Consider the following 25,009-nt stretch of genomic DNA (forward strand, 5'->3'; position numbering starts at 1 on the left):
AGATGACGGATCTCTCGTCGACCGATGCAATCCGCGCCGCCTGCCGGGGGCTGCCGGACGGCGATGTGGACGCCGCGCACGCCGCCGCCGAGAGGCAGGGCACGCTGACGAAACCGCCCGGCAGCCTTGGCCGCCTGGAGGAGATCGCGGTTTTCCTCGCGCAATGGCAGGGCCGTGCCCAGCCCGCACTCAAGACGGTGGATATCCTCGTCTTCGCGGGATCGCACGGTGTCGTGGCGCGGGGGGTTTCCGCCTTCCCCAGTGAGGTCACGCAGCAGATGGTCGCCAATTTCGCCGCCGGGGGCGCGGCGATCAATCAGCTTGCCAAAGCCGCCGGCGCGAGGCTGAGCGTCGTGCCGCTCGACGTCGAACGCCCGACCGGCGATTTCACCCGCGAGCCCGCCATGTCGGATGCCGAATTCGCGGACGCGGTGCTGACGGGATACCAGGCAGTGCCCGGCGATGCAGACCTCGTCTGCCTCGGCGAGATGGGCATCGGCAACACCACCGCGGCAGCGGCGGTGGTGGCCGCGCTGTTCGGCGGCGGTGGCGCTCGGTGGGTGGGACGCGGCAGCGGTGTCGATGATGCCGGGGTGAGAAGGAAAGCCGATGCGGTGGATGCAGCACTTGCCTGCCACGCAGGCGCACTGGCAGATCCGCTGTCCGCGCTGCGCCTTGTCGGCGGACGCGAGCTTGCGGCGATGTTCGGCGCCGCACTCGGTGCGCGCCGCAAACGCATTCCCCTCCTGATCGATGGCTTTGTCTGCACCGCGGCGGTTGCGCCGCTGGCCAGGCTGGAGACCGGCGGTCTGGCGCACGCGCTTGCCGGCCACGTCTCGGCCGAGGCGGCGCACGGGAAGGTGCTGGCGGAACTTGGCCTTCGCCCGCTGCTCGACCTCGGCATGCGTCTCGGGGAGGGATCCGGCGCCGCCGTGGCGATTTCTATCCTGCGCGCTGCGCTCGCCTGCCACAACGGCATGGCGACCTTTGCCGAAGCGGGCGTATCCGGGGGATGAGGGACACGACCATGCGGAAGCTTCTCGTCATCGGCATCGGTACCGGCAATCCCGAGCACATGACCGTGCAGGCGATCAATGCGCTCAACCGCGCCGACATTGTGCTGGTGCCGCGCAAGGGTGCCGCCAAGGAAGATCTCGCCGAGCTGCGGCGTGATATCTGCCGGCGGTATATTTCCAATCCTGATACGAGGCTGGTCGAGTTCGACCTGCCGGTCCGTAACGAGCAGGAACCGTCCTATGACAAGCGCGTTGCCGACTGGCACAACACCATCGCCGCGACCTATCGCGACCTGATCCTCGAGCACACAGGCGAGGCGGGCACTGTCGCCTTCCTCGTCTGGGGCGATCCTTCGCTCTACGACAGCACGCTGCGCATCCTCGATCGTCTGGGCAATACGGCTGGCTTCCCCTTCGAGCGCGAGGTTATACCCGGGATCACCAGCATTCAGGTGCTTACGGCAAGCCATGGCATCGCGCTGAACACGGTGGGCAATCCGGTCCATGTCACCACCGGGCGCAGGCTCAAAGACGGCTTTCCCGAAAACGCGGACAGCGCTGTCGTCATGCTCGACGGCGACATGGCCTTCCGCACACTCGATCAGGATAAGTTCAGCATCTTCTGGGGTGCCTATCTGGGCTCACAAGACGAAATCATCATCTCCGGCGCGCTGTCCGAGGTGGGCGACCGCATCATCGAGACACGCGAGGATGCGCGTCGGCGCAAGGGGTGGATCATGGACACCTATCTGCTGAGGCGAAACGCCTGATCGGTATCCTCACCGGATGAGGCGTATGCCGCCTGAGGGCGTCGAAATCCTCGCCGGAAGGACGAAACGGCATCGGCAGATGCCTGTCGCCGCCACAGGGCCGGAACAATCGCATGATGCCGACGTTCTTCACGGATCATCTTACCGTGGGAGGACAGCATGAGCATTGCGCGCGTTACCGAAATATCAGCGACTTCGTCCGATAGTTTCGACGATGCAGTGAAACAGGGTATCGAGCGAGCCTCCAAGACACTGCGCAACATCGAAAGCGCCTGGGTGAAGGATCAGAACGTCGAGATCCAGAACGGCAAGGTGGCCGCATACCGGGTCAACTTGCTCGTCACGTTCGTACTGGAGGATTAGTGCTTCACCGGCTCCGGCCGCCGAGGCATTTTCGCCTGTCGGGCCTGCTTCTTCGCCTACCGGTCAACCCGCTCAGGGAAGCCCACGATCTCCACACGGATCGGGTGACATAAAACGTGATCGCGGGAGTGCGGGGCGGGCATCTGTCGGAGCGCGAACCGCGCTCTAACTGCGATGTTCTAGGGTGTGGTTGATCATCGTACGGAGGAAGCCATGAAACACCAGACACCGCAGGAAATCGCGGCTGCCGCCAAGGTATATCCGATGCTGCAGAAGCCGCGCATGTCGCGGCGAGAGCGTATCGAGCGCTGGGCGGCGCTTCTCGAAAGCCATGGCGGGCCGCTAAACGCGTTGAGGCAGATCGAATATCTGTCTCCGGCGGCGCGCAGAGACTACAGGGACGTGAATACGCCGCTGACCATAGCATTCAATGACCAGGTGCTGCGCGACGAGGGGCTGAAGAGCGACGGGCTCGGCGACGCCATGGACTTCTTTGGTCTGAGCGAGTTCGAGGCGCACCGTCTTCTTTGCGATTGTCACTATCTTGGAAGGATGACGGGCAGGGCCGTGGCCAGAGGTCTTCGCCGCTATGTGGCACGGAAGGAAACCGGTGCAAGTGTGAGGCAGGCAATCTGGCGTCTGTTCGGCTTTACTGCATGAGAAGATACGTGGCCCCGCTGAGCTCAGGCAAGCGGGGGTTCATGTAACCGGGGTTGTAACGGATCATTGCGGTGGTGCGGCGGTTCGCTATTGCCGCTTCACGCCGAGCCTTAGGCCGCCTCTCCGACGATAAGCGCTCCGCTTTCCTGTTCCTCCCCCTTCTTCGCACTGCCGATGCGGATGCGGAAGAATAGCGCGTAAAGCACAGGCACGGCGATCAGGGTGAGCAGGGTGGCAAAGGCAAGCCCGCCCATGATGGTCACCGCCATTGACGCGAAGAAGGCGTCGGGCAGAAGCGGGATCATGCCGAGCACGGTGGTGACGGCCGCCAGGAAGACGGGCCGCAGACGGCTCACGCTGGCATCCACCACGGCCGTTTCCGGCACGATGCCCGAGGCGATCTGCGCATCGATCTCGTCGACGAGCACGATGCCGTTCTTCATCAGCATGCCCGACAGGCTCAAAAGTCCGAGCAGCGCGGTGAAGCTGAACGGCAGGCCGGTGAACAGAAGACCGGCGACCACGCCGCACACGGCCATCGGCACGACCAACCAGATGATCAGCGGCTGGCGCATCTTGCCGAACAGCAACACCGAAATGACCAGCATGATGAGGAAGCTGAGCGGCAGCTGGCTGCCCAGCGACTGCTGCGCATCGCGCGAATTCTCGTACTCTCCGCCCCATTCGAGCTGGTAGCCGGTGGGCAGAGGCAGAGCCTCGATCGATGTGCGGACGCTGCCCAGCGCGTCGGTCGGCGTCAGGCCGGCTATCGGCTCGGCCTGGACGGTGAGCGTGCGCACCCGGTTGCGGCGGCGGATGAGCACCTCCTGCGGCTCCGTATCGAAGCTGGTGACGATCTGGGTGATCGGCACATAGGCGTTTTCGCCGGAGCTCCATACCAGCCGGTCCTGCAGGCGCCCGACATCGAGCCGCTCCTTGGCCGGCGGGCGCGCCACGATGGGGATCGCCCGGTCGCTCTCGCGGTAGGTGCCGGCCTGGACGCCGGTTGTGGCGAAGGCAAGCGTCTGGGCCACATCGGTACGGCTGACGCCGGAAATGCGCGCGCGCTCCTCGTTGATCTCGGGCGCGATGACGAGTTCGCGCTGTCGCCAGTTGTGACGAATGTCCATGAGCGTGCCGCTTCGATGCATGATAGCGATGGCCTCGTCGGCAAGGCGGCGCAGCACGGCCGGATCGTTGCCCGAGAAGCGCGCTTCCACCTTGGCCCCGCCGCCGGGGCCGAAGACCAACCGCTCGGTGCGGATCTCGGCGTTCGGGTATTTCCGCCCCAATTCCTCGCGCAGCTCGGCGGCCAGCGCATCGATCTGGTCGCGGTCCTCCATCTCGACAATGAACTGGCCATAGGCCGTGTTTGGCTGCTCGGGCGCATAGGTGAGCATGAAGCGGCTGGCGCCTCGGCCGATGAAGCTGGCGACGGCCGTCACGCCGGGCTTGTCCTTGATGATCTCTTCGATCTCGCCCATGTCGCGCGCCGTGGCGCGGATATCGGAGCCCTGCGGCAGGACGTAGTTGACGTAGAAGAGCGGCGTGTTGGAGTCGGGGAAGAACTGCTGCTTCACCAGGCCGAAACCGTAGAAGGAAACGCCCGTCAGAAGGATGAGTGCAACGACGGTGAGCCCGCGCACGCGCAGAGCGCCCCGCAGGAAAGCGCGGTAGGCGCCGTAGATCGGCCCGCGATAGGGATCGTCGTCGGCCGAGCCGGTTCCGGTCTTCAGCAGGTAGTGGCCGAAGAGCGGCGTGACCGTGATGGCAAGAATCCAGCTCAAGAGCAGCGATATGCCGATGACGGCAAAGAGAGAGAAGAGGAACTCGCCCGTGGCGTCGGGGGACAGCCCTATGCCGGCGAAGGCCATGATGCCGATAACGGTGGCGCCCAGGAGCGGAATCTGCGTGCGCCTGGCGGCATCGTCTGCGGCCACCTCGGCATTCACGCCCCTTTGCATGTTGATGAGCATGCCTTCGGCGATCACGATGGCGTTGTCGACCAGCATGCCCATGGCGATGATGAGGGCACCAAGCGAGATGCGCTCCATCTCGATGCCGAAGACGCCCATGAAGAACACGGTTCCCAGCACCGTCAGGAGCAGTGTGCCGCCGACGACGATGCCGACGCGCCAGCCCATGAAGATGCACAGCACGCCGATGACGATGGCGACCGACATGGCCAGGTTCACCATGAAATCATTGATGGCCTGGTCCACCACGACATGCTGCTGATAGATGGGATTGATCTCAACGCCGAGCGGAATGCGCGCGGAGAGCTCGGCAAGCTTTGCATCGACTGCCTGGCCGATCTCGACGATATTGGCGTCGGCCACGCCGGCGACAGCGAGCGTAAAGGCCTCCTCGCCGTGGAAGCGGATCAGCTCGTCGGGCACCTCGGTGGGCGCGCGTACCACCTTCGCCACGTCGAGCAGGCTGATCTGCTCGGTCGTGCCGGGCCGGCCGACCCTGAGCGCCTCGATCGCCGCCACAGAATCGAAGGAAGGCTGCATGGAGATGCGCACGTGGCGGTCGCCGATCCGCACCGCACCGGCATTTTCCACCGCGTTCTCGCTCTGGATGGTGGACAGCACCTGGGAGACGGGAATGCCGAAACGGGCAAGGCGCTCGTTGGAGATCTCGATATAGATCGTCTCGGTCGGCTCGCCCGCTGTCGTGACCTTTGCCACGTCGGGTACGGTCAGAAGCTCGCGGCGCAGGAAGGTTGCGATGTCGCGCTTATCGGCATCGGAGAAGCCAGGCGCGGTGACGGCGTAGAAGAGGCCGAACACGTCGCCGAAATCGTCGTTGACGACCGAAGGGCCGGCGCCGCTCGGCAGCGAGGAACGGGCGTCGTTGATCTTGCGGCGCAACTCGTCCCAAATCTGCGGGATTTCGGAGCCGTCGTAGGTCGACTTGATCTCCACCTCAAGCTGGGACATGCCGGGCGTCGACTTCGAGGTCACGAAATCGAGCTGCGGCATCTGTTGGACGGCCGACTCGAGAACCTCGGTGACTTCCTGCTCGACCTCCTCTGCGGTGGCACCCGGGTAAGGCGTCACGACAACAGCCTGCTTGATGGTGAAGGCGGGGTCTTCCAGGCGGCCGACGCTGTTCAGGCCCCAGAGCCCGCCCAGGAGGCAGAGGAGGACGATCATCCAGGTGTAGATCGGGCGTGCGATGGCGAGACGCGCAATGTTCATGGCGTGAGTTCTTTAATTATATGAATGGTTTGGGGTGGCTTTGGTCGTCAGAACGCGTCCATCGGATGCACGATCATGCCCTCGCGCAGGAGCTGCCCGCCTGCCGCCACGACGAGTTCGCCGATGTTGAGGCCCGAAAGCACCGGCACCCGGTCGCTGACGAGCGTGCCGATCTCCACTTTGCGCGGACTGACCGCGCCGGTCTCAGTGTTGTAGACCCAGACGCGAAAGGCGCCGTCAGCACGGGTGTCGACCGCGGCGATGGGCACGGAATAGACCTCTTGGGCTTGCGGCGCCGCGCTGTTGACGGCGACGGAGACGGTCATCCCGGGCAGGAGATTGACGCCGCTCGGCGGTGCCATGCCGAAGGTTACCTCGTAGGTCTGGGCGACAGCGTCGGCTTCGGTGTTATGCTCGCGATATTCGAGCGGGTAGCGCTTGTCCGTCCCCGGGATCGCCGCCTCGGCCTCGATAAGGTCGGGGTCGTTGACCAGCCGGAGAACGTCTTCCGGCACGGAGATCTTGACGCGGAACTCGCTGATGTCCTGGATACGCAGGACCTCTTGGCCGGCTTGCACATTGGTGTAGGCGTCGGTGAGGCGGCGTGTGATCAGCGCATCGAATGGGGCTTCGATCGTGGTATTGGAAAGGTCGCGTAAGGCGTTCTCGGCCGCCACCTTCTTCAGCTCATAGTCGGTCTCCGATTGGTCGAAGGCGGCACGCGAGATGGAATTGCTGCCAAGCAGCTTTTCCTTGCGCTCGAAATCTGCCTTGGCGAGTTCGGCGGAGAGCTTCGCCTGGCGCAGTGCAAGCTCGTAATCGGTCGGGTCGAGGGCGGCCAGAAGGGCGCCCTTCTCGATCTTCGTGCCTTCGCTGACCGGCATCTCGATCAGTTCACCGCCGACGCGGAAGGAGACGTCGACCGTGCTGACCGGCGCCAGCCGGCCGACGAAATTGCGCGTGCCGATAGCGGCGGACTGTGAGACCGGCTCGATCGCCACGGTCTGAACCTGCGGTTCCGCGGCCTTGTTGGCTTCGCTTTCCGAGCAGGCGGCAAGAAGGAGGGCGGCCAGCGCCAGTGCGCCGGAGCGATAAAATGCGGACATGGGACGCTATCCTATTTACAGGCGCCTATTTACAGGCGGTTGCAGCCAGTTCGTCGAGTTTTTCGAGGAGTTCGGCCCGCTTTTCGGGCGGGAAGATGCCGATATCGAGAAGGGCGTGGAACATGAGACCGTCGGCTGCCGCCCACAAGAGGGCAGCCATGTCCCGATCCTCACACTCCTGTCGAACCTGTTCCCAGCGCTTTGCGAGTTCCGCGTGGAGGGGAGTGAGCATTTCGGGGTCTTCCGCCGCCACGGCCAGGATGGCCCTGCTGAGAGTCGGATCGAGGCACTCCTTGTTCGCGGTCGTCCTGATGATGGCCCTCAGCGTGGGGTTGGGGCCATCGGCAAACTCTTCGCGAAAGGCCTCGAGCAGCTGGATCGTGTTCTGCAACATCCGATCGAGCATGCCCTTGAGCAGGCGTTCCTTGTTGGGAAAGTTGTAGAGCACGCCGCCCTTGCTGAGGCCGGCTTCGCGCGCCACGCCGTCAATCGTCAGATGGGCGGCGCCGTCGCGCTTCACGATGCGCTGCGCGGCATCCAGGATCTCCTCGCTAGAATTCGAGGCACGCCGGTCTGCCCGCGCCGTCGTGGTGGTCGTTTCGCTCATCATTTCACTCATCATTCCGTGTGCCCGTCCGGGAATGCGGGCCATGGTCAGGTGCCGCATTCCCGGAGTGCAAAGACTTGGGAGGTCAATTCGACGCTGAGTTCTTACTCAACCGTCCAGACGGTACATATACCGTCCAGTTGGTACAGTCAAGAGGTATGTTGCGGCGCAATAGAAGATGCCGCTGCCGCCCCGCGACGGTCGATCCCGATGCCGGTGCTTTTGCGCAAGCAAATGCAAACGATTGCATTTCGCCTCCATCGTGTTGCAGGCCGGACCGGCCAATGTCGACACGGTCATGGTGGACGGCGTTGTCCGCAAGCGGGCAGGGCGGCTGCTTGCGGCCGACCTCGACCGCCGCGCGGACGAGCTTGCCGCCTCCGGTGCGCGAATTCTCACCGAATTCCGCAGTGCCCAGAGTTGAAGCTGGTCAGGCCAGTTTCCCGGCAACAAAGTCGGCAGCCATAGGGCGATAGGCCCAGGCGATATTGTTGCAGACGTGATTGCCATCCGGGTAGATCACAAGTTCCGCACTGTCCGCCCAGGCAGCGCAGCGCTCGGCTTCTCCCGGCGGAAAGATGCGGTCCTTGCCGCCGTGGATGATGAGCGTCGGGCAGGAGGCTGGAAGGGTGCCCGCAAGGGTGAAGGCGCGCGCCCGCTCCGCCGCCTCTTCCATGTCGGCGGCGCCAAGTGCGTAGGTCATGTTGTCACGGTAGACCGGCGGGAAACCTGGCCACATGGCCGCCAGATCGTGAAAGCCGTTGATGGAGACCACGGCCTTCAGGCCGGGTATGGCACCGGCAGCTCTCAGCGCCAGGTGGCCGCCGAAGGCCATGCCCACCAGCGCGATGCCGTCGGCAATTCCGGGCACGCCATGAACGTGTTCGACAACGGCGGCGAGCGCGGGGCCGATATCCGCCCTGAGCGGCCCGAGGCTGCGGCCTTCGCCCTGACCCGGCCCGTCGACCGACAGCGTCGCAAGGCCGCGTTTCAGGAAATGCGCTTCGAGCGCCGGAAACTCCTCCTTCGTGGAGTCGGAGCCGGGGATGAGAATGGCGAGAGGGTAGGGTGCGGTGCCGCGCACCGGCTTGCGTAGCGCCGCCCGGATGACACCGCCTTCGAAAGGGATCGACAGAATTTCGCCCGGCGGATCGAGCATCGGCAATGCCCGCGCATAGGCTTCGCACTTTGCGCGGGCTGCCGCGTTCTTCTGGGCGATGTCGTCGAAGAACATGAATTGTGCGAAGTGATAGAACAAGCTCGCGCGGGCAAAGGCCTCGCCCGCTGTCACGCGACGGCCGAGAGACAGAGCTTCTTCTCCAGCGGCCCGGTGGCGTTCGCCTTCCGCGGTCCAGGCGCGGCACCAGTTCTCCCAGGTGCCGGCAGCCTCCATCACCGCCTTCGCCGTGGTCGAGGGGATGCCGGCCACCTCCATGCGCGGCAGCCAGTGGCCGGCGACTTCCATGAGGCGGTTTTCCGTAGCGGCCATGGGAGGGTTCCTGTTGCCGAGCTAGATCATTTCACCATTTCATGGAAACGGCGAAACGATCTAACCTTTTATCTTGCCGCAATTCCGGACGGAAAACCGGTTCCCACTTTTCCTGGAATTGCTTCTAGAGGGGGCGGACGCGCGGTTTAGCCGTGTCCCCGTCTTGCCCGTTCGGGGCGTGGATGGCGCGGGTCGAGCCGCGGACGATCAGTTCGATGGGGAGCACGATATGTTCCGCCTCGTATTCGCCGGGCGGGCGCTCGATCATTTTGACCAGCAATTGCCCGGCTTCGAAGCCGACCTTGTTGGACTGGATGCGGATGGTGGTGAGGGGTGGCTGCATCCGCTCCACCATCGGCATGTCGTTGTAGCCGGTCACCGACACGTCCTCCGGGCAGCGCCGGCCGTGCCGGGAAAGCGCGGCGATGGCGCCGACCGCCAGCCGGTCGTTCGAGCAGACAATGGCCGTGAACTCGGCGCCGCTCGCCAAAAGCTCCTCCACGCAACGTTCGCCTTCCGCCTCGTTGAAAGCATTGGCGAAGACGACGAGGCCGGGATCGTCCGCGAGCCCCATCGGCCCCCGATATTTCTCGAAGCCGGCATAGCGGGCGGCGCCCGTCGACAGGGACTGGGGGCCCGCGATGTTGGCGACGCGCCGGTGACCGAGCGAGACGAGATGGGTGAGCACCCGGCGGATGCCTTCCGCCTCGTCGTTGACGACGGAGGCCACGGTGCTGTCGTCCACCCGCCGGTTGACGGTGATGACCGGCAACCCCTCGGCGGCCAGCTTGGAGACGGCGGCGTCCTCGCGCTCGACGCTCGCCAGGATCAGCCCGTCGACGCCGCGCGAGCGGAAGGTTTCGACAAGGCCGGTCTCGCGGCGCATGTCGCCATCGGTGTTGCCGAGGATGGCGACGTAGCCGCGGCTTGCCAGCGCATCCTCCACACCGCGGATGATCGGCGGGAACACGGGGTTGGTGATGTCGGGCACGACGACGCCGATGGTGCGCGTGCGATTGGTCTTGAGCGAATAGGCGGCCGCGTTCTGGCGGTAGTCGAGCCGCTCGCTCGCTTTCAATATCTGCTCGGCCACCTCCGGCGTGATGAGATGCCGCGTGCGCGGATCGAGCGCGCGGGAAACCGTCGAGACATGGACCCCTACCGCATTGGCAACGTCCTTGAGCGTCACGCGTTTCTTGATGGACGTCTTCTGCATGGTGGCTGGTGCGGCTCCGGAATCAAACGAACTCCGGCCAGAATACCGTTTCGTGCAAACGTTTTCAAATGCACGGAGCGGGGGGCGTCGGTTGGGCCCAATCCGGAAGAGCGGGCCTCTCGACGGCGGGAAAGGCGAACGTGAACCGCATGTCCGATCTTGCGATTGACACCGTGCATCGATGATGGTTATGTGCAAACGATTGCACCAGCCACACAGTGCTGGGAAAAGACATCAGCGGCACGCATCACCGGTGACGGCCATACCTCAATGAACGCCGAAACCGGGAGGAGGAGGCGATGAACGAACATATCCTGCAACCGCGTGAGATCGATGTGGGCGCAGCACTGAGAGAGGCGCTGGCGCCCAACTGGCGCTGGGACCGGGCGATCCCCGCCCCCGGTCATATGAGCGTCGACTTCGAGGTGCGCGTCGACCACCGCCGCATGCATGCCTATCGGCTGGCCAGGGCGCGTCAGGCGTTGAAGAATTCAAAGTGCGGCGCGCTGCTGCTCTTCGACGTCAACAATATCCGTTACGTGACCTCCACCAAGATCGGCGAATGGGAGCGCGACAAGCTGTGCCGCTTCGCGCTGCTTGCCGGCGACAACGAGCCGGTGCTGTGGGATTTCGGCTCGGCCGCGGTGCATCACCGCCTCTATTGCGACTGGATGCCGGAAAGCCACTTCCGCGCCGGCATGCTGGGCATGCGCGGTACGGTGCCGCCTGCGGTGGGGCTGATGAAGGCGCATGCGGAGGAGATTGCGGACCTCTTGCGCCAGGCTGGCGTGGCGGACATGCCTGTCGGCGTCGATCTTGCAGAGACGGCAATGCTCTTCGAGCTTCAAAGGGCGGGGCTCGACGTCGTCGATGGGCAGCAGATCATGCTCGATGCGCGCGAGATCAAGAACATCGATGAGATCGTGCTCTTGAACCAAGCCGCCGCGATGGTGGACGGCGTCTACCATATGATCTGGGAGGAGCTGAAGCCGGGAGTGCGCGAGAACGACATCGTGGCTGCGGCCAACAAGATGCTCTACGAGATGGGCTCGGACGACGTTGAGGCGATCAACGCGATCGCCGGCGAGCGCTGCAATCCGCACCCGCACAATTTCACCGACCGGCTGATCCGCCCCGGCGACCAGGCCTTTTTCGACATCCTGCAGTCCTACCAAGGCTACCGCACCTGCTACTACCGCACGTTCAATGTCGGTCGCGCGACGCCGGTGCAGCGGGACGCCTATGTGAAGTGCCGGGAGTGGCTTGACGCAGCGATCGCGCTCATCAGGCCGGGTGTTTCCACCGATACAGTGGCCAGCGTCTGGCCGAAGGCGGAGGAGTTCGGCTTCCCCTCTGAAATGGCTGCATTCGGGTTGCAGTTCGGCCACGGGCTTGGGCTGGCACTGCACGAGCGGCCCATCATCTCCCGCCTCGTCTCGCTGGACAACCCGATGGAGATCAAGACCGGCATGGTCTTCGCGCTGGAGACCTACTGCCCGGCCACCGACGGCTATTCGGCGGCGCGCATCGAGGAGGAGGTGGTGGTGACCGATACGGGCTGCGAGGTGATCTCCCGCTTCCCCGCCGAGGAACTGCCCATCGCCAACCGCTACTGAAGCCGGACGGCCTGCTTTGAAGAACGAGGAGAGCGCTCGATGAATGTGCGCCAGAAGCCAGGCGCGGCCGCCCGCGTCAACGACGATATCGCGTCCGAGACGCGGCTCGATCTTTACCGGCGCCAGGTGGAGATCCGCGATTTCGAGAAACGGGCCTACGACCTGTTCCTGCAGAACCTCGTCAAGGGGACGAGCCACCTGTCGCTCGGCCAGGAGGCGATTGCGGCGGGCTTCGCGGTGGCCATGAAGGAAGGGGACAAGTCCTTCTGCACCTATCGCGGACATGCGCACACACTGGCGCGCGGCGTCGACATGGAGGCGGTGCTGGGCGAGCTCATGCAGCGCGACAACGGGCTGATGCGCGGCAAGGGCGGGTCGATGCATCTGACCTCCGTCGACCACGGCGTGATGGGCTCCTACGCCATCATCGGCGCGCATCTGCCGATTGCCTGCGGCGCGGCGTGGCGGGCGCAGTATCTCGGCGATGACGATGTGTCGGTCTGCTTCTTCGGTGACGGCACGACCAATATCGGTGCCTTTCACGAGGCGTTGAACTTCGCCGCCGTCTGGAAGCTGCCGGTGGTCTTTTGCTGCGAGAACAACCTCTACATGGAATATACGCCCATCGGCGAGGTGACGGCGGTGGAGAATCCGGCCGCTGACCGGGCCTCCGCCTATGGGCTTGAAAGCATCATCGTCGACGGCAACGACGCGGACGCGGTCTATCGCGCGGCTGAGGCCGCCTTTGCCAAGGCACGGGCTGGCGAGGGGCCGTCGCTGATCGAGTGCAAGACCTACCGCCACTCAGGCCATTCGCGCGCCGACCCCGGCAAATACCGCCCGGAAGGGGAGTTGGAGAAATGGCTGGAGCGGGATCCGGTGAAGGTCTACCGGGCGCGGCTTTCCGAGTTCGGCTTTTCCGAAAAAGAGATCGCCGCCATCGAGCGGGAGAGCAAGGCGAAGGTGGACGCCGCGACGGAGGCCTGCAAGGGGGCGCCGCCGCCGCCGGATGAGATTCTTGCGACCGATGTTTATGCCGATGGGGGCTGGGCATGGCGGAACTGACCTATCGAGAAGCGGTGGCGCGCGGCATCGCGCAGGAACTGGAGCGGGACGAGCGGGTCGTCTTCCTGGGCGAGGACGTGGCCAAGGCCGGCGGCGTGTTCAAGGCGACGGTGGGGCTTTACGAGCAGTTCGGGCCGAAGCGCGTGCGCGACACGCCGATCTCCGAGCAGGCGATCCTGGGTGCGGCCATGGGGGCGGCGATGACGGGGCTGAGGCCGATTGCGGAGATCATGTTCTCCGACTTCCTTGCCGTGTGCTTCGACTATATCGCCAACGAGTTCCCGAAGTCCCGCTACATGTCGAATGGCCAGCTCCAGTGCCCGCTGGTGGTGCGGACCGGCAATGGCGCGGGCTCGCGCTTCGGCGCGCAGCACTCCCAGTCCGTCGAGAACTGGGCGATGATGATCCCGGGGCTGAAGGTGGTGGCGCCGTCTTCGCCAGTGGATGTGATCGGGCTTCTGGCGGCAGCGGTGCGCGATCCCGATCCGGTGGTCTTCTTCGAGCATAAGTCGCTCTACGGCACGAAGGGGGAAGTGCCGGACGGGGAGATCGTCGACCGGCTCGGCACGGCGAAGGTGGTGCGCGCGGGCAGCAATGCCACCATCCTGGCGCTGGCGCTGATGGTGCCGCGCGCGCTTGAGGCTGCCGAAAAGCTGAAGGCCGAGCATGGCATCGATGCCGAGGTGATCGACGTGCGCTCGCTCGTGCCGCTCGACACACAGACCATTCTTTCTTCGGTGGCGAAGACGGGGAGGCTCTTCACCGTCGAAGAGAACCCGCGTCTGTGCGGGTGGGGAGCGGAGATCGCCTCCATCGTGGCGGACGAGGCGTTCTACGATCTCGACGGCCCGGTGGTGCGGATCACGACGCCGCATATCCCGCTGCCGGCGGCCGACAATCTGGAAGACATCGTCCTGCCGACGCCCGAGCGCATCGCCGAGCGCGTGCGCCGGGCAATGGCGTGAGGGCGGAGGAGGTTCACGATGAAACATGAAATCCCCTCCAGCCTCGCGAGCGGGCTCTACATCGGCGGCCAATGGCGCGAGGCTTCCGACGGGGGCACCTTTCCGGTCTACGATCCCGCACGGGAAGAAAAGATTGCCGATGTCGCCAACGGCACGGTGGAGGACGCCATCGCCGCGGTCGACGCGGCCAGTGCGGCCTTTGCCGGATGGGCGGCGAGGAAGCCGCGCGAGCGTGCTGAAATCCTGCGCCGGGCCTTCGACATACTGACCCGCGAGAAGGGGCGTTTCGCCCGGCTGATGACGCTCGAGAACGGCAAGTCGCTTGCCGATTCCCTGGGCGAGATGGCCTATGCGGCGGAGTTCTTCCGCTGGTACGCGGAAGAAGCGGTGCGCAACATCGGCACGGTGATGCACTCGCCCGCCTCCGGCGCGCGCATCCTGGCGCATCACAAGCCGGCCGGTGTTGCCCTTCTCATTACGCCGTGGAATTTTCCGGCTGCCATGGGGACACGGAAGATCGGGCCGGCGCTGGCGGCGGGATGCACTGTGGTCATCAAGCCGGCCTCGGAAACGCCGCTCACCATGCTGGCGCTGATGGAGGTGCTGGAGGAGGCGGGGGTGCCGGCGGGTGTCGTCAACGCGCTTGCCTCGCGCGCTTCGGGCGCCGTGGCCGACGTCATGCTGCACGATCCGCGGGTGCGGGTGGTCTCGTTCACCGGCTCGACGGCGGTCGGGCGCACGCTTTTGAAGAGCGCTGCCGACAATATCGTCAAGCCGGCGATGGAACTGGGGGGCAACGCGCCCTTCATCGTTTGCGCCGATGGGGATATCGACGCGGCGGTGGAGGGGGCGCTCGTCGCCAAGATGCGCAATATGGGCGAGGCCTGCACGGCGGCGAACCGCTTCTATGTGCATGACAGCGTGCACGATGAATTCGCGGAGAAGCTTGCCGCCCGCATGGGCGCCATGAGGATGGGCCACGGGCTGGAAGGCGCTGAGGTCGGCGCGCTGGTCAATGCCGACACGCGCGACAAGGTGGCCGGCTTCGTGGAGGACGCGGTCGCCAAGGGTGCCCGCGCGCTCTGCGGGGGCAGGCGGCACGAGGGCAGGGGCTTCTTCTATCCGCCGACGGTGCTTGTCGACGTTCCCGATACGGCGAAGCTTTTGTGCGATGAGATCTTCGGTCCGGTGGCCGCCCTCCAGCGCTTTTCCGGTGAGGATGAGGTGGTGCGTAAGGCCAACGAGACCGAATACGGCCTCGTCGCCTACATCTACACGCGCGACCAGAAGCGCGGGCTCGGCCTCGCCGAAAAGCTCGAATTCGGGATGATCGGGCTCAATCGCGGCCTCGTCTCCGATGCGGCCGCGCCCTTCGGCGGTGTCAAGCAGTCCGGCCTCGGACGCGAGGGCGGGCATGAGGGGCTGATGGAATTCCTGGAGACGCAATATGTCTCCGCGGAATGGTGAGGTGAAGTGATGGATGTCGTCATGCCGCAACTCGGCGAGACCGTGAGCGAGGGCACCATCAGCACCTGGTTCAAAACCGAGGGCGATGTGGTCTGCGAAGGCGATGTGCTGTTCGAGATCGAGACCGACAAGGTCTCGATGGAGGTGCAGGCCGTGGGCGCCGGTGTTCTGGAGAAGATCCATGTCGGTGCGGGCGCGACAGCGCCCGTGGGCGCCGTGGTGGCGGTCATCGCCGGCGAAAAAGAGCCGGCGAGCAAGGGGGACGCGACCGCCGCCACGGTGGACCCGCGGGCGGTGGAGACCATGCCTGCCGAGGTGCCCGCCCCGGCATCGGAGCCGGCGGCAAGGATGAACGGGCACGGCGGGCTCGATCCCTTCTTCGAGGTGCGCACGCCGGAGCGCAACTACGGCAAGGCCGAGGCCGCGAACGGGGTGAAGATAACGCCGCTCGCCCGCCGGCTGATCGCCGAGGCCGGGCTTGATGCCGTGATGCTGGCCGAGGAGGCGGCGAGGCAGGGCAGGCGCCGCGTCGTCAAGGCGGATGTGGAGGCAGCGCGCGCGCCCGTGCCGGCGAGGCCGGTCGAGACACGGGAGCCGAAGCCTGAGCCGGGGCAAGCCGAGACCGGACCGGATATCGATGTCGTCCCGCTCAACCGCATCCGCAAGCGCTCGGCCGAGCACCTGGCGGATGCCTGGCGCGCAGTTCCGCATGTGGTGCAGGCGGTCGAAGTGGATTTCACGCGGCTCGACAGGGTGCGCCGCAGGGCCAATGAGGCGAATGCGGAGCGCTGGGGCTTTCGGCTTTCCTATCTGCCTTTCATTGCGCGTGCGACCTGCCTTGCCATCCGCGATTATCCTCAGGTGAATGCGCGGCTCGACGGCGACCGCCTGCTGGTCGCCCGGCGCGTTCATCTCGGCATCGCGGTCGATCTCGACCATGACGGACTTGTGGTGCCGGTCATCAGGGGCGCCGACGACTTGACGCTGGTGGGTCTTGGCCGGGCGATCAACGAGGCGGTGGCGCGGGCGCGGGCAGGAAGGCTGACCGCCGACGACCTTTCCGGGGCCACCTATTCGCTCTCCAATTCCGGCACGTTCGGCACGCTGTTCACGGCGCCGATCGTCAACGCGCCGCAGGTGGCGATCCTTTCCACGGACGGCGTGAAGAAGAAGCCGGTGGTCGTATCGGATGAAGATGGCGACCGCATCGGCGTCGGCCTGATCGGCATCCTGGCGCAATCCTTCGACCACCGTGCCTTCGACGGCGCCTATTCGGCAGCCTTCCTCGGGCGCTTGCGCGCAATCATCGAAACCCGCGACTGGTCCCAGGAAATATGACCGGCGCAGGCGGAACGATCCCGACATGAAGACTTTGACGGAGGGTCTATGACGATGCAGGAAAACAAACACAGGCTGGGCTGGATCGGTCTCGGCCGCATGGGCTTTCCGATGGCCGAGCGCCTGGTGAAGCGCGGCTACGACGTCCATGTCTGGAACCGCACAAGGGCCAAGGCCGAGCCGCTGGCGGAGAAGGGCGCCCGGCTCGTCGACCGTCCCGCCGATCTTGCGGACGTCGATATCCTGTTCACCATGGTCTCGACGGGGGACGATCTGGAACAGGTCTATTTCGGCGAGAACGGCGTGATCGACGGTGCTGCAAGCCCGGTGCCGCGCATCCTCGTCGACTGCTCCTCCATCGGCGTCGACCAGTCGGAGGAAATCCGCGCACGCGTCGATAAGGCGGGCGCGGCGTTCCTGGTGGCGCCCGTGTCCGGCAACGGCAAGTGCGTCAAGGCAGGCAAGCTCAGCCAGGTGGTCTCGGGCGATCGGGACGTCTTCGAGACGGTCAGGCCCTATCTGGAGACGATCGCCGGTAACGGCGTTGCCTATGTGGGCGAGGGGGAACTGGCGCGCATCTGCAAGATCGCCCACAACGTGCTCTTGGGCGTCGTCACGCAGAATCTGGCCGAGATCACCATCCTGGCGGAGAAAGCCGGCGTGCCGCGCCATGCCTTTCTGGAGTTCATCAACAACTCGGTGATGGGCTCGATCTTCACCCGCTACAAGACGCCGGCGCTTGTCAATCTCGACTGGACGACGACCTTCACGCCGGAGCTTTTGCGGAAGGACTTGGACCTTGGGCTGAAGGCCGGGCGCGAGATGGGGGTGGCGATGCCGGTGACGGCGACGACGCGGGAGGCGCTGCAGAGCCATTTCGGTGCTGCGATGTTGCAGGAGGACCCGGAGGCCTATCTGCAGAAGGATTTCGCAGCGCTGATCGAGACGGTGGCGCTGGCATCGGGGCATAAGCTTGTGAGCGAGAACAAGCCGGTGAAGACGGGGCTGGAGGTGGAGGAGTAGGTTTTCCATCGGGGATAAAATCGCCCTTGGCTGTTGGGGGCGAGCGCCATCGCCGCCACGCCCGGTTTTCACCGTCTGGCCATTTCAAAGAACCCACCCTTCGGGAAGGCTCCCTCGAGGTGGTGGGAAGACGGGCGGCCTTCGTGTCGCCAGTCTAATTTTTTTCAGCGACCCTCGGGCCGCCCGTCCGGCGTTTTTAAGTCTCCGCCCGTTCCGCTTCCACGAAGCCGGATCCGGAAGGCTTAAGCCTTCCACGACAGGGCGCTCCCGCGCCCCCGTCTTTCCGGCTCCCCTTTAAAGTGCACCGTCCGGCACGCGCCGCCCGTAGTGGCGGCAGGGGAACCCTTGGGCGGAGCCTCCCCGGGCCGGCCGCCACGTTAGCGGCCCGCCGGAGGCGCCGGCCCCTCCCCGCGAGACCGCCGTCGCGATCCACGTTCCCGCGGGAGGGACGGGGAGCATGATAAGAGCGGCGCGGGCAGGGGGGATAAAATACGCGGTTGGGCGGGGCGAAAAAATTATAAGCGATTGTTTTGGACCGAATGTTTTTTTGAGGGGGCGGGAATTTATCCCCGTGGGTGCCGGCCCCCTCTCTTGCGATTTCTAAGGCTTAGCCTCCGCTTCGCTCCAGCTAAACCTAAGAAACCGCTATCTCCCCCACCGAGGGGGAGATAGGCGCGCTGCATCGGCCTTTCTGCCAATGGCCAACGTAGGCGAGTTGTGCAAGCGCTGGCGCCAGCCGTATCTCCCCCTTGGTGGGGGAGAAAGCAAATTCTTAGGCTTGGCGACACCAAGTCTTAGAATTTGCAAGAGAGGGGGCAATGCGCCGGCTTGTCCGGCAGCCGTGCCTTGAGCCGGACGGGCGCCCGCCGCCCTTCCAACGCGCGTCATCCCGGAAGCCGGAGCGAAGCGGAGACTGTCCGGGACCCATTCTCGCCTCACGGATGCTCCGGCGAAGCGGGCCGGAAGGTGGACTGGTCACGGAATGGGTCCCGGACAAGCCTTCGGCTTTCCGGGATGACGCCCGCGGGTGGGCTTCTTGAAATGCGGGAAATGGCGGCGCGAAGGGGGCTTGGCGTCGTGGCCTCGGCATCACGATCTATCTCGCCCGCTCCTTCTTGAGCTTCGCCAGGTGCGGGTATTTCTCCGTCAGAAGCGCGCCATGATAGAAGGTGGGGTGGAAGGCCGGGTGGGCGCGGATCGCGTCGAGCCAGCGCTGGATCGACGGCCGGTCCTGCCACATCGTGTTGAGGTTGATATCGTCCATGCGCACGATCACCGGCATGGCGGCGATGTCGGGGAGGGTGAGGGGCTCGCCCATCAGGAAGGGACCGCCGGAGGCGGCGATGGTTTCGTCCATGCGGCGGACCGCGCGGGCGAGGTGGTCGAGGGCGGCGTTCATCTCCTTTTCCGGAAAGCCGGTGCGGCCCATGGTGAGCAGGAACTCCTTGCGCAGGGGCTTCGATTCGGCGAGCGCCACAAACTCCTCCTCGCTCATGGTCTGGAAGTGCGGCAGGAAGGCGAGGTTGTAGGAGGGGATGCGGATGGCCGGAGTGGGCACCTCGTCGATATAGCGCATCAGGGAGCGCATGCGGGCGATGTCGAAGAGGGAGGAGGGGCGGAAGGGGGTGGGCTCGGGATAGAGCTCGTCCAGATATTCCATGATGACGGCGGAATCGGTGACCGGGCGGCCGTCATGCACCAGCGCCGGGACGACGCCGTTGGGGTTGATCGCCAGATAGTCGGGCTTCAACTGATCGCCGGCGAAGAGGTCGAGCTTGATCTCCTCGAAGGGGATGCCCTTGGCGTTGAGCACGAAGCGCACGCGCTGGCTGCAGGTCGATTGCGGGGCGTCGTAGAGGATGAACTCGGCCATTGTGTCAGTCCCAGTCGAGAACGCGCGGCAGGCGGCGCTTCCTGGCAAGGGTGCCGACGATGCCGGCGGGGAAGAATTTCAGCGCCAGCACCATGACGAGGCCGGTGATCAGGAGATTGATCTCGCTGGCGCCGAAGAAGGTTACGGATAGCTCGTTGAAGGCGATGAGCACGACGGCGCCGACGATGGGGCCGGCCACCGTGCCCTTGCCGCCGAGGATGCACATCAGCACCATGTTGGCGGCGACGAGGATGATGAGGAAGATGTTGGGCCTCAGATACGTGATGTACTCGCCCCAGATGGCGCCGGCCATGCCGACGAAGAAGGCGGAAATGGCGAAGGCCAGCACCTTGTAGAAACGCGTGTCGATGCCGGCACTTTCCGCCTTCACCTCGTCCTGGCTGATGGCGCGCAGGCCGAGGCCGAACTTGGAGTGCTTGATGCGGTAGGAGGCCCAGACGGTGAGCGCGCAGACGACCATCATGCTGTAATAGTAGGGCAGCTTGGCCCATTGGGCGGGGATGTCCATCTGCGGCAGGGTCACGCCGTTGGAGCCGCCGACGAACTGCCAGTGGTCGAACAGGATGCGCGCGACCATGAGCAGCGCGATGGAGGAGATGATGAAGGTGGGCCCGCGCATCTTGAGCGTGATGAGGCCGACGGCGAAGCCGACGACGGCTGCCGCGAGGCCGGCGAGGGGGGCGGTGAGGAGCGAGGTGACGCCGAAATAGGCGAGCAGCATGCCGGAGAAGTAGCCGCCGATGCAGAAGAAGACATTGTGGCCGAGCGAGATGTAGCCGGTATAGCCGCCGAGGATGTTCCAGCTCGAGGCCATGGCCGCATACATCATCGCGTAGAGCATGAGATGGAGCGTATAGTTGTGGCCGCCGGTGATCTGTAGTGCCGGCAGGAGGACGAGCAGTGCAAGAAGGACGAGCGGAAACCAGGTGGCGCGCTCGCGCCGGCCAGTGGAGGCCAGCCCTTCATTGTAGTTCTTGCGCGCCTTCAGAACGTCGCTGACGCCGAGCCCGGTTGCCATTCTCAAGCCTCTTCTTGTCTATCGCCCAGAAGCCCCTCGGGTTTCACCAGCAGGATCACGAAGAGGGCGAGGAAAAAGGTCATGGTCGACCATGTGGAGCCGAAATAGGTGCCGACGAAGGCGGCGATGACGGACAGGAGGAAGGCGCCGAGGATCGCGCCCACGAGCTTTCCCATGCCGCCCAGCACCACGAGCGACATGAGGATGGCGATCCACTCCCAGTGCTTGGCCGGGAAGAAGGAGAAGATGAAGCTCACCAACGCGCCGGCCGCACCCGCCAGCGCAATGCCGATGCCGAAGGTGATCAGAGAGACGCGCCCGACATTGACGCCCATGAGCTGGGCCGCCGCCCGGTTCTGCGTCGTGGCGCGGATCGCCGTGCCGAAGCGGGTGAAGTTGAGGAAGGCCAGAAGCGCGCCGATGACGAGAAGCGATATGGCGCCGGCATAGGCCTGGCCCTTGGGGATGAAGACCGTGCCGAAGATGAAGGCGTCCGTGGCATAGGCCGGCGTCGTGACGCGCTGGGTGTTGGAGAAGAGAGCGCCGAGCAGGCCGTCGGCGCACAGGGCCACGGCGAAGGTGAGCAGAACCGTCATCTCGGAGTATTTCGCGCTTGCCGCTTCTTTCTCGAAGACGAGCTTGTAGAGCGCCACGCCGATGACGAAGAGGACGCTTGCCGCGATCGGCATCGCCAGGATCGGGTCGACGCCGTAGAGCCGGAACAGCCAGTAGGCGACGAAGGCGCCGGCGATGATCATGATGGGATGCGCCAGATTGACGATGCGCATGACGCCGAAGATGAGGGTGAGGCCGGAGGCCATCAGGGCGTAGACGCCGCCGAGCGCAAGGCCGAGGATGAGAACCTGGAGCATGGATGAGAGCATTGGTGTTCCGTCTCCTCAGGCGGCAGCCTTGCCGAGATAGAGTTCGCGCACGCGCGGGTCCGTCAGGATGTCTTTTGCCGGCCCGCTGAAGAGCGTGCGGCCGAGGTCGAGCACGGTGCCGCGGTTGGCGTTCTTCAGGCCGACCACCGCGTTCTGTTCAACGAGCAGCACGGTCATGCCGGAATCGCGGAGTTGGTGCATGATGTCGAACATCTGCTTTACGATCATCGGCGCCAATCCCAGTGAGGGCTCGTCGAGCATGACGATCTTCGGCCGCACGATCAGCGTGCGCGCCATCGCAAGCATCTGCTGCTGGCCGCCGGACATGGTGCCGGCGTGCTGGCTTGCGCGCTCGCGCAGGATGGGGAAGCGGTCGAGCACGTCGTCGATGCGCCGCTTCAGCTCCGTCTCGTTGCGGATGGTATAGCCGCCCATGCGCAGGTTCTCCCGCACGGACATCTTGGGAAAGAGCGCGCGCTCCTGTGGCACGAAGGCGATGCCTTTTTGCAGGATCTGGTCGGGGCGCAGCCTGTCGATCCGCTCGCCCAGAAGGCGGATTTCGCCGGAGCGGATGGGAAGCAGCCCGATAATCGCCTTCATCAGCGTCGACTTGCCGGCGCCGTTGGGGCCGATGATGCACTGGATCTCGCCTTTTGCCACGTCGAGATCGGCGCCGTTGAGGATGGCAGGGCCGGAGCCGTAGCCGGCGACCACGTTGCTGACTTCCAGAAGCTCATGCATGGGCAGGCTCCGCATTGGCGCCGCCGAGATAGGCTTCGAGCACCCTGGGATCTGTCTGGACGACATTCGGCGGGCCCTCGGCGATGATCTCGCCATGGGCCATCACCACCACCTTGTCGGAGAGGCTCATGACCAGTTCCATGTTGTGCTCGACGATGAGCACGGTGAGGCCGCGCCTGTTCAGCTCGCGGATATGCTCGACGATCTCGGCCAGAAGGCTCGGATTGACGCCGCCGGCGGGCTCGTCGAGGAGGATGATCTTGGGGTCGGACATCAAAAGCGCGCCGAAATCCATCAGCTTCTTCTGCCCGTAGGAGAGGTTGCGGGTCTCCTCATATGCCAGCCGCGTGATGTTGAGGAAGGCGAGGATTTCCTCTGCCTTCCTCAGTTCTTCCTTCGTGATCGCCGGCTGGAAGAGCGCCCGCCAGCCATGGACCTTCGACTGGACGACGAGGTTTTCCAGGACCGTCAGGTCCTCGAGGTTGCGCGTGATCTGGAAGGTGCGCGACAGGCCCTTTCGGGTCACCTGATGCGGCTTCAAATGATCGACGCGCTCGCCCTCGATGAAGATTTCGCCGGCTGTCGGGGCCATGGTGCGGCTGATGCAGTTGAAGGCGGTGGTCTTGCCGGCGCCGTTTGGGCCGATGAGGGCTGTGATCTTTCCTGCCTCGGCCGTGAACGAGCAGTTGTCGACGGCCTTGATGCCGCCGAAATGCTTGGCCAGTGCGCGCACTTCGAGCATGCGGCGCCTCCTCCCTTCGGCTTCTTTTTCCCGTTTTGGCAGCGAATGGGCGGGACCGCCAGAGCGGCCCCGCTTCGTTGCCTCCCATTCGGGGCCGCTCACCACTCGGGCTTCGGGAACTCAAGCTCGGCCACGCCCTCGAACTCGTTGGTCGGGTAGATGAACCGGAGTTCGCCGTCCTGCCATTGCGCCATCAGGAAGGTGCGGTCCTTGGGCAAGCCGCGCTCGTCCCAGGAGAAGGGGCCGAGCACGGTGCGGATCGGCTCTTCGGGCGTGCGCTGATGCAGCCATTCCGACAGCTTCAGATTGTCGGTAGTCTCGGTGCCGCGGATTGCCTGCTCGACGCCCTGGCAGAGCGCGAAGGGGATCGCGGAGTCCTCGTCGGGCGTGTAGTTGTAGGCATCTTCAAAGGCGGCGATGAAATCCTGGTTGGAGAACGGCTCGCCGGCGAGTTCGCCCTTGAAGGGCACCTCCGGGTGCCAGGAGGTGTGGACGATGACGCCCTCCGAAGCCTCGCCCATCCCCTCGAGGAACTCGGCCTGGGTGCCCTGGCTGAGATAGAGAACGCCTGGATTGACCTTGAGCGTCTGCAGGGCACGGGAGAGCTGCACCGCCTCCTCGGCCGAGGCCGTCAGCCCGATAACGAGATCGGGATTGGCCTGCTTGATCGAGTTGGCAAGGTTCAGCCAATCGGAGAAACCCTCCTCCGGCCAGCGTTCCTCCATCACCACGTCGATGCCGAGCTCGGCGAGATAGCCGGGCGCGAGGTCGGCGATGACGCCTTTGCCCGGCTCCTCAACCTTGCCGCCAAGGAAGCCAGCGGCGATGCCGTTGGCGAAAAAGTCGTCGGCGTGGACGAGGGCGGCCGTCTTCGGGCGGCCCGCTTCGTCAACCAGGTCGCGCAGAACGCCGCGCAGGCCCGTGCCGACCAGCTCCGCGGCGTTCTGCTGGAAGTAGAAGGCGTGTTTCAGACCTTGCTCCCAAATGCGCAGGGCGCCGCCGGCGGGAACCGGATGGACCATCCCGTAGCGCTCCACCACCGAGGAGACCGGGAAGGTGAGCTTCGAGGAGAAGGTGCCGAAGACGATGTCGGCATCCTCGACATTGATAAGGCGCTCGTATTGGTTGATGGCGGTCTCAGTGTCGGAGCGGTTGTCGCTGATGATCAGCTCGACCTTGCGGCCGAGAACACCGCCGGCCTGGTTGATGAGGTCGACGCAAAGCTGATAGCCCTGCTCGTGCTTCTCGCCGCTGACGGAGAAGTTTCCGGTGAGCGGCAGCGAGGCGCCGATGCGGATCGGTTCCGCATCCTGAGCGTAGGCCGGGTGAACCAACGCGGTGGCGCCCACCAAGGCGCCGACAACGAAGGCCGCAGACAGTTTCAGCGGTAATAGACGCCCGGCCGCCGCCGTCCTTTCGGTGCTGGGCGCTTCTTGTGCTTTCTTCATGGTCTCCTCCCATTGGAGCGTTCCATGCGGCTTTCCTCCCGGCACGGAACACGAGTTGCGTGCAAAACTTGATTTTCTCTCTGTGGCTTTCTCTTTACAGTCTTCTTACGCAATCGTTTGCATGACTATGCATGTTTTCTGCACTGTCCGTCAAGGGCGGGCGGCGAGATTGGCGTTCCGGCGTGTTCGCTCCACAAGGATAGGTGCTTGAAATTCTCGTTTTGTTCTCCATATAAGGGATCGAGCCGAAGCCGGCTCCGCTGGGCGGGGCGGGATATATTATGAATAGTTCACATTGGGCGTTGACAGTTTGGATTTGCGGCGGGTATATACGCGGCACAACGAGGGCGGCGGCGCCGCTGGCGACAGAGACGC

The 25,009-nt window shown here is 64.7% G+C and carries 22 protein-coding genes; 11 read left to right on the forward strand and 11 right to left on the reverse strand.

What is annotated here, in order from left to right:
• The first annotated feature begins 2 nt into the window (after nucleotides 1-2).
• The 4 genes from cobT (at nucleotide 3) to GM910_RS15250 (ending at nucleotide 2,809) form a co-directional block, all read left to right on the forward strand.
• Nucleotides 3-1,016 carry a nicotinate-nucleotide--dimethylbenzimidazole phosphoribosyltransferase gene (cobT, locus tag GM910_RS15235; RefSeq protein ID WP_159588672.1) on the forward strand — a complete coding sequence of 338 codons (1,014 nt, stop codon included), beginning with the start codon at nucleotides 3-5 and terminating at the stop codon, nucleotides 1,014-1,016.
• A gap of 11 nt (nucleotides 1,017-1,027) precedes the next feature.
• Nucleotides 1,028-1,786, forward strand: a complete 759-nt coding sequence (cobF, locus tag GM910_RS15240; protein WP_159588674.1) for a precorrin-6A synthase (deacetylating) — start codon at nucleotides 1,028-1,030, stop codon at nucleotides 1,784-1,786.
• A gap of 159 nt (nucleotides 1,787-1,945) precedes the next feature.
• On the forward strand, nucleotides 1,946-2,149 hold the full coding sequence (locus GM910_RS15245; RefSeq protein ID WP_159588676.1) for a dodecin family protein: 204 nt from the start codon (nucleotides 1,946-1,948) through the stop codon (nucleotides 2,147-2,149).
• Between the two features lie 213 nt (nucleotides 2,150-2,362).
• Nucleotides 2,363-2,809: a hypothetical protein gene (locus GM910_RS15250; protein ID WP_159588678.1), complete on the forward strand. Its 447-nt coding sequence runs from the start codon at nucleotides 2,363-2,365 to the stop codon at nucleotides 2,807-2,809.
• Between the two features lie 110 nt (nucleotides 2,810-2,919).
• On the opposite strand, the gene GM910_RS15255 is transcribed toward GM910_RS15250, so the two are convergent.
• The 3 genes from GM910_RS15255 to GM910_RS15265 are packed head-to-tail and all read right to left on the reverse strand — an operon-like array spanning nucleotide 2,920 to nucleotide 7,728.
• Complete coding sequence (locus tag GM910_RS15255; protein WP_159588680.1) at nucleotides 2,920-6,015, reverse strand: efflux RND transporter permease subunit; 3,096 nt, start codon at nucleotides 6,013-6,015, stop codon at nucleotides 2,920-2,922.
• Between the two features lie 47 nt (nucleotides 6,016-6,062).
• Nucleotides 6,063-7,121 (reverse strand): efflux RND transporter periplasmic adaptor subunit, encoded by a 1,059-nt coding sequence (locus tag GM910_RS15260; RefSeq protein ID WP_159588682.1) that lies wholly within the window; start codon nucleotides 7,119-7,121, stop codon nucleotides 6,063-6,065.
• 25 nt (nucleotides 7,122-7,146) lie between these two features.
• Entirely contained in the window at nucleotides 7,147-7,728 is a 582-nt protein-coding gene (locus tag GM910_RS15265) for a TetR/AcrR family transcriptional regulator (RefSeq protein WP_159588684.1), read from the reverse strand.
• A gap of 244 nt (nucleotides 7,729-7,972) precedes the next feature.
• Between GM910_RS15265 and GM910_RS15270 the strand changes: the two genes are divergently transcribed.
• Nucleotides 7,973-8,152 (forward strand): hypothetical protein, encoded by a 180-nt coding sequence (locus tag GM910_RS15270; RefSeq protein ID WP_159588686.1) that lies wholly within the window; start codon nucleotides 7,973-7,975, stop codon nucleotides 8,150-8,152.
• A 6-nt stretch (nucleotides 8,153-8,158) separates the two neighbouring features.
• Here GM910_RS15270 and GM910_RS15275 read toward each other — a convergent pair whose 3' ends face one another.
• Together GM910_RS15275 and GM910_RS15280 are read right to left on the reverse strand one after the other, a co-directional pair.
• Entirely contained in the window at nucleotides 8,159-9,217 is a 1,059-nt protein-coding gene (locus tag GM910_RS15275) for an alpha/beta hydrolase family protein (RefSeq protein ID WP_159588688.1), read from the reverse strand.
• A gap of 124 nt (nucleotides 9,218-9,341) precedes the next feature.
• Nucleotides 9,342-10,433, reverse strand: a complete 1,092-nt coding sequence (locus tag GM910_RS15280) for a LacI family DNA-binding transcriptional regulator (RefSeq protein ID WP_159588690.1) — start codon at nucleotides 10,431-10,433, stop codon at nucleotides 9,342-9,344.
• Between the two features lie 299 nt (nucleotides 10,434-10,732).
• Here GM910_RS15280 and GM910_RS15285 point away from each other — a divergent pair, with 299 nt between their 5' ends.
• Genes GM910_RS15285 through GM910_RS15310 form a run of 6 tightly spaced genes read left to right on the forward strand, consistent with a single transcriptional unit; the run spans nucleotide 10,733 to nucleotide 17,907 of the window.
• Nucleotides 10,733-12,049, forward strand: a complete 1,317-nt coding sequence (locus GM910_RS15285; RefSeq protein WP_159588692.1) for a M24 family metallopeptidase — start codon at nucleotides 10,733-10,735, stop codon at nucleotides 12,047-12,049.
• Nucleotides 12,050-12,088: 39 nt separating this feature from the next.
• Complete coding sequence (locus GM910_RS15290; protein ID WP_159588694.1) at nucleotides 12,089-13,114, forward strand: thiamine pyrophosphate-dependent dehydrogenase E1 component subunit alpha; 1,026 nt, start codon at nucleotides 12,089-12,091, stop codon at nucleotides 13,112-13,114.
• Complete coding sequence (locus tag GM910_RS15295; RefSeq protein WP_159588696.1) at nucleotides 13,102-14,079, forward strand: alpha-ketoacid dehydrogenase subunit beta; 978 nt, start codon at nucleotides 13,102-13,104, stop codon at nucleotides 14,077-14,079. The genes GM910_RS15290 and GM910_RS15295 overlap by 13 nt, the downstream gene beginning before the upstream one ends.
• 18 nt (nucleotides 14,080-14,097) lie before the next feature.
• Nucleotides 14,098-15,546 carry an NAD-dependent succinate-semialdehyde dehydrogenase gene (locus tag GM910_RS15300; protein WP_159588698.1) on the forward strand — a complete coding sequence of 483 codons (1,449 nt, stop codon included), beginning with the start codon at nucleotides 14,098-14,100 and terminating at the stop codon, nucleotides 15,544-15,546.
• 9 nt (nucleotides 15,547-15,555) lie between these two features.
• Nucleotides 15,556-16,884, forward strand: a complete 1,329-nt coding sequence (locus GM910_RS15305; protein WP_159588700.1) for a dihydrolipoamide acetyltransferase family protein — start codon at nucleotides 15,556-15,558, stop codon at nucleotides 16,882-16,884.
• A 54-nt stretch (nucleotides 16,885-16,938) separates the two neighbouring features.
• The gene (locus GM910_RS15310) at nucleotides 16,939-17,907 is read left to right on the forward strand and encodes an NAD(P)-dependent oxidoreductase (RefSeq protein WP_159588702.1); all 969 of its coding nucleotides are present in this window, start codon (nucleotides 16,939-16,941) and stop codon (nucleotides 17,905-17,907) included.
• A gap of 1,096 nt (nucleotides 17,908-19,003) precedes the next feature.
• Here the strand turns inward: GM910_RS15310 and GM910_RS15315 are convergent.
• The 6 genes from GM910_RS15315 to GM910_RS15340 all read right to left on the reverse strand — a co-directional run bounded on the left by GM910_RS15315 (nucleotide 19,004) and on the right by GM910_RS15340 (nucleotide 24,634).
• Nucleotides 19,004-19,780, reverse strand: coding sequence for a glutathione S-transferase family protein (locus GM910_RS15315; RefSeq protein ID WP_159588704.1), 777 nt, complete (start codon nucleotides 19,778-19,780; stop codon nucleotides 19,004-19,006).
• Between the two features lie 4 nt (nucleotides 19,781-19,784).
• Entirely contained in the window at nucleotides 19,785-20,819 is a 1,035-nt protein-coding gene (locus tag GM910_RS15320; protein WP_159588706.1) for a branched-chain amino acid ABC transporter permease, read from the reverse strand.
• A 2-nt stretch (nucleotides 20,820-20,821) separates the two neighbouring features.
• On the reverse strand, nucleotides 20,822-21,703 hold the full coding sequence (locus GM910_RS15325; protein ID WP_159588708.1) for a branched-chain amino acid ABC transporter permease: 882 nt from the start codon (nucleotides 21,701-21,703) through the stop codon (nucleotides 20,822-20,824).
• A gap of 15 nt (nucleotides 21,704-21,718) precedes the next feature.
• The gene (locus GM910_RS15330) at nucleotides 21,719-22,444 is read right to left on the reverse strand and encodes an ABC transporter ATP-binding protein (RefSeq protein WP_159588710.1); all 726 of its coding nucleotides are present in this window, start codon (nucleotides 22,442-22,444) and stop codon (nucleotides 21,719-21,721) included.
• Nucleotides 22,437-23,186 carry an ABC transporter ATP-binding protein gene (locus tag GM910_RS15335; protein ID WP_159588712.1) on the reverse strand — a complete coding sequence of 250 codons (750 nt, stop codon included), beginning with the start codon at nucleotides 23,184-23,186 and terminating at the stop codon, nucleotides 22,437-22,439. The genes GM910_RS15330 and GM910_RS15335 overlap by 8 nt, the downstream gene beginning before the upstream one ends.
• A 98-nt stretch (nucleotides 23,187-23,284) precedes the next feature.
• Complete coding sequence (locus GM910_RS15340; protein WP_159588714.1) at nucleotides 23,285-24,634, reverse strand: amino acid ABC transporter substrate-binding protein; 1,350 nt, start codon at nucleotides 24,632-24,634, stop codon at nucleotides 23,285-23,287.
• Between the last annotated feature and the right edge of the window lie 375 nt (nucleotides 24,635-25,009).

The sequence above is a fragment of the Chelativorans xinjiangensis genome, assembly GCF_009812055.1.
Lineage (GTDB): Bacteria > Pseudomonadota > Alphaproteobacteria > Rhizobiales > Rhizobiaceae > Chelativorans > Chelativorans xinjiangense.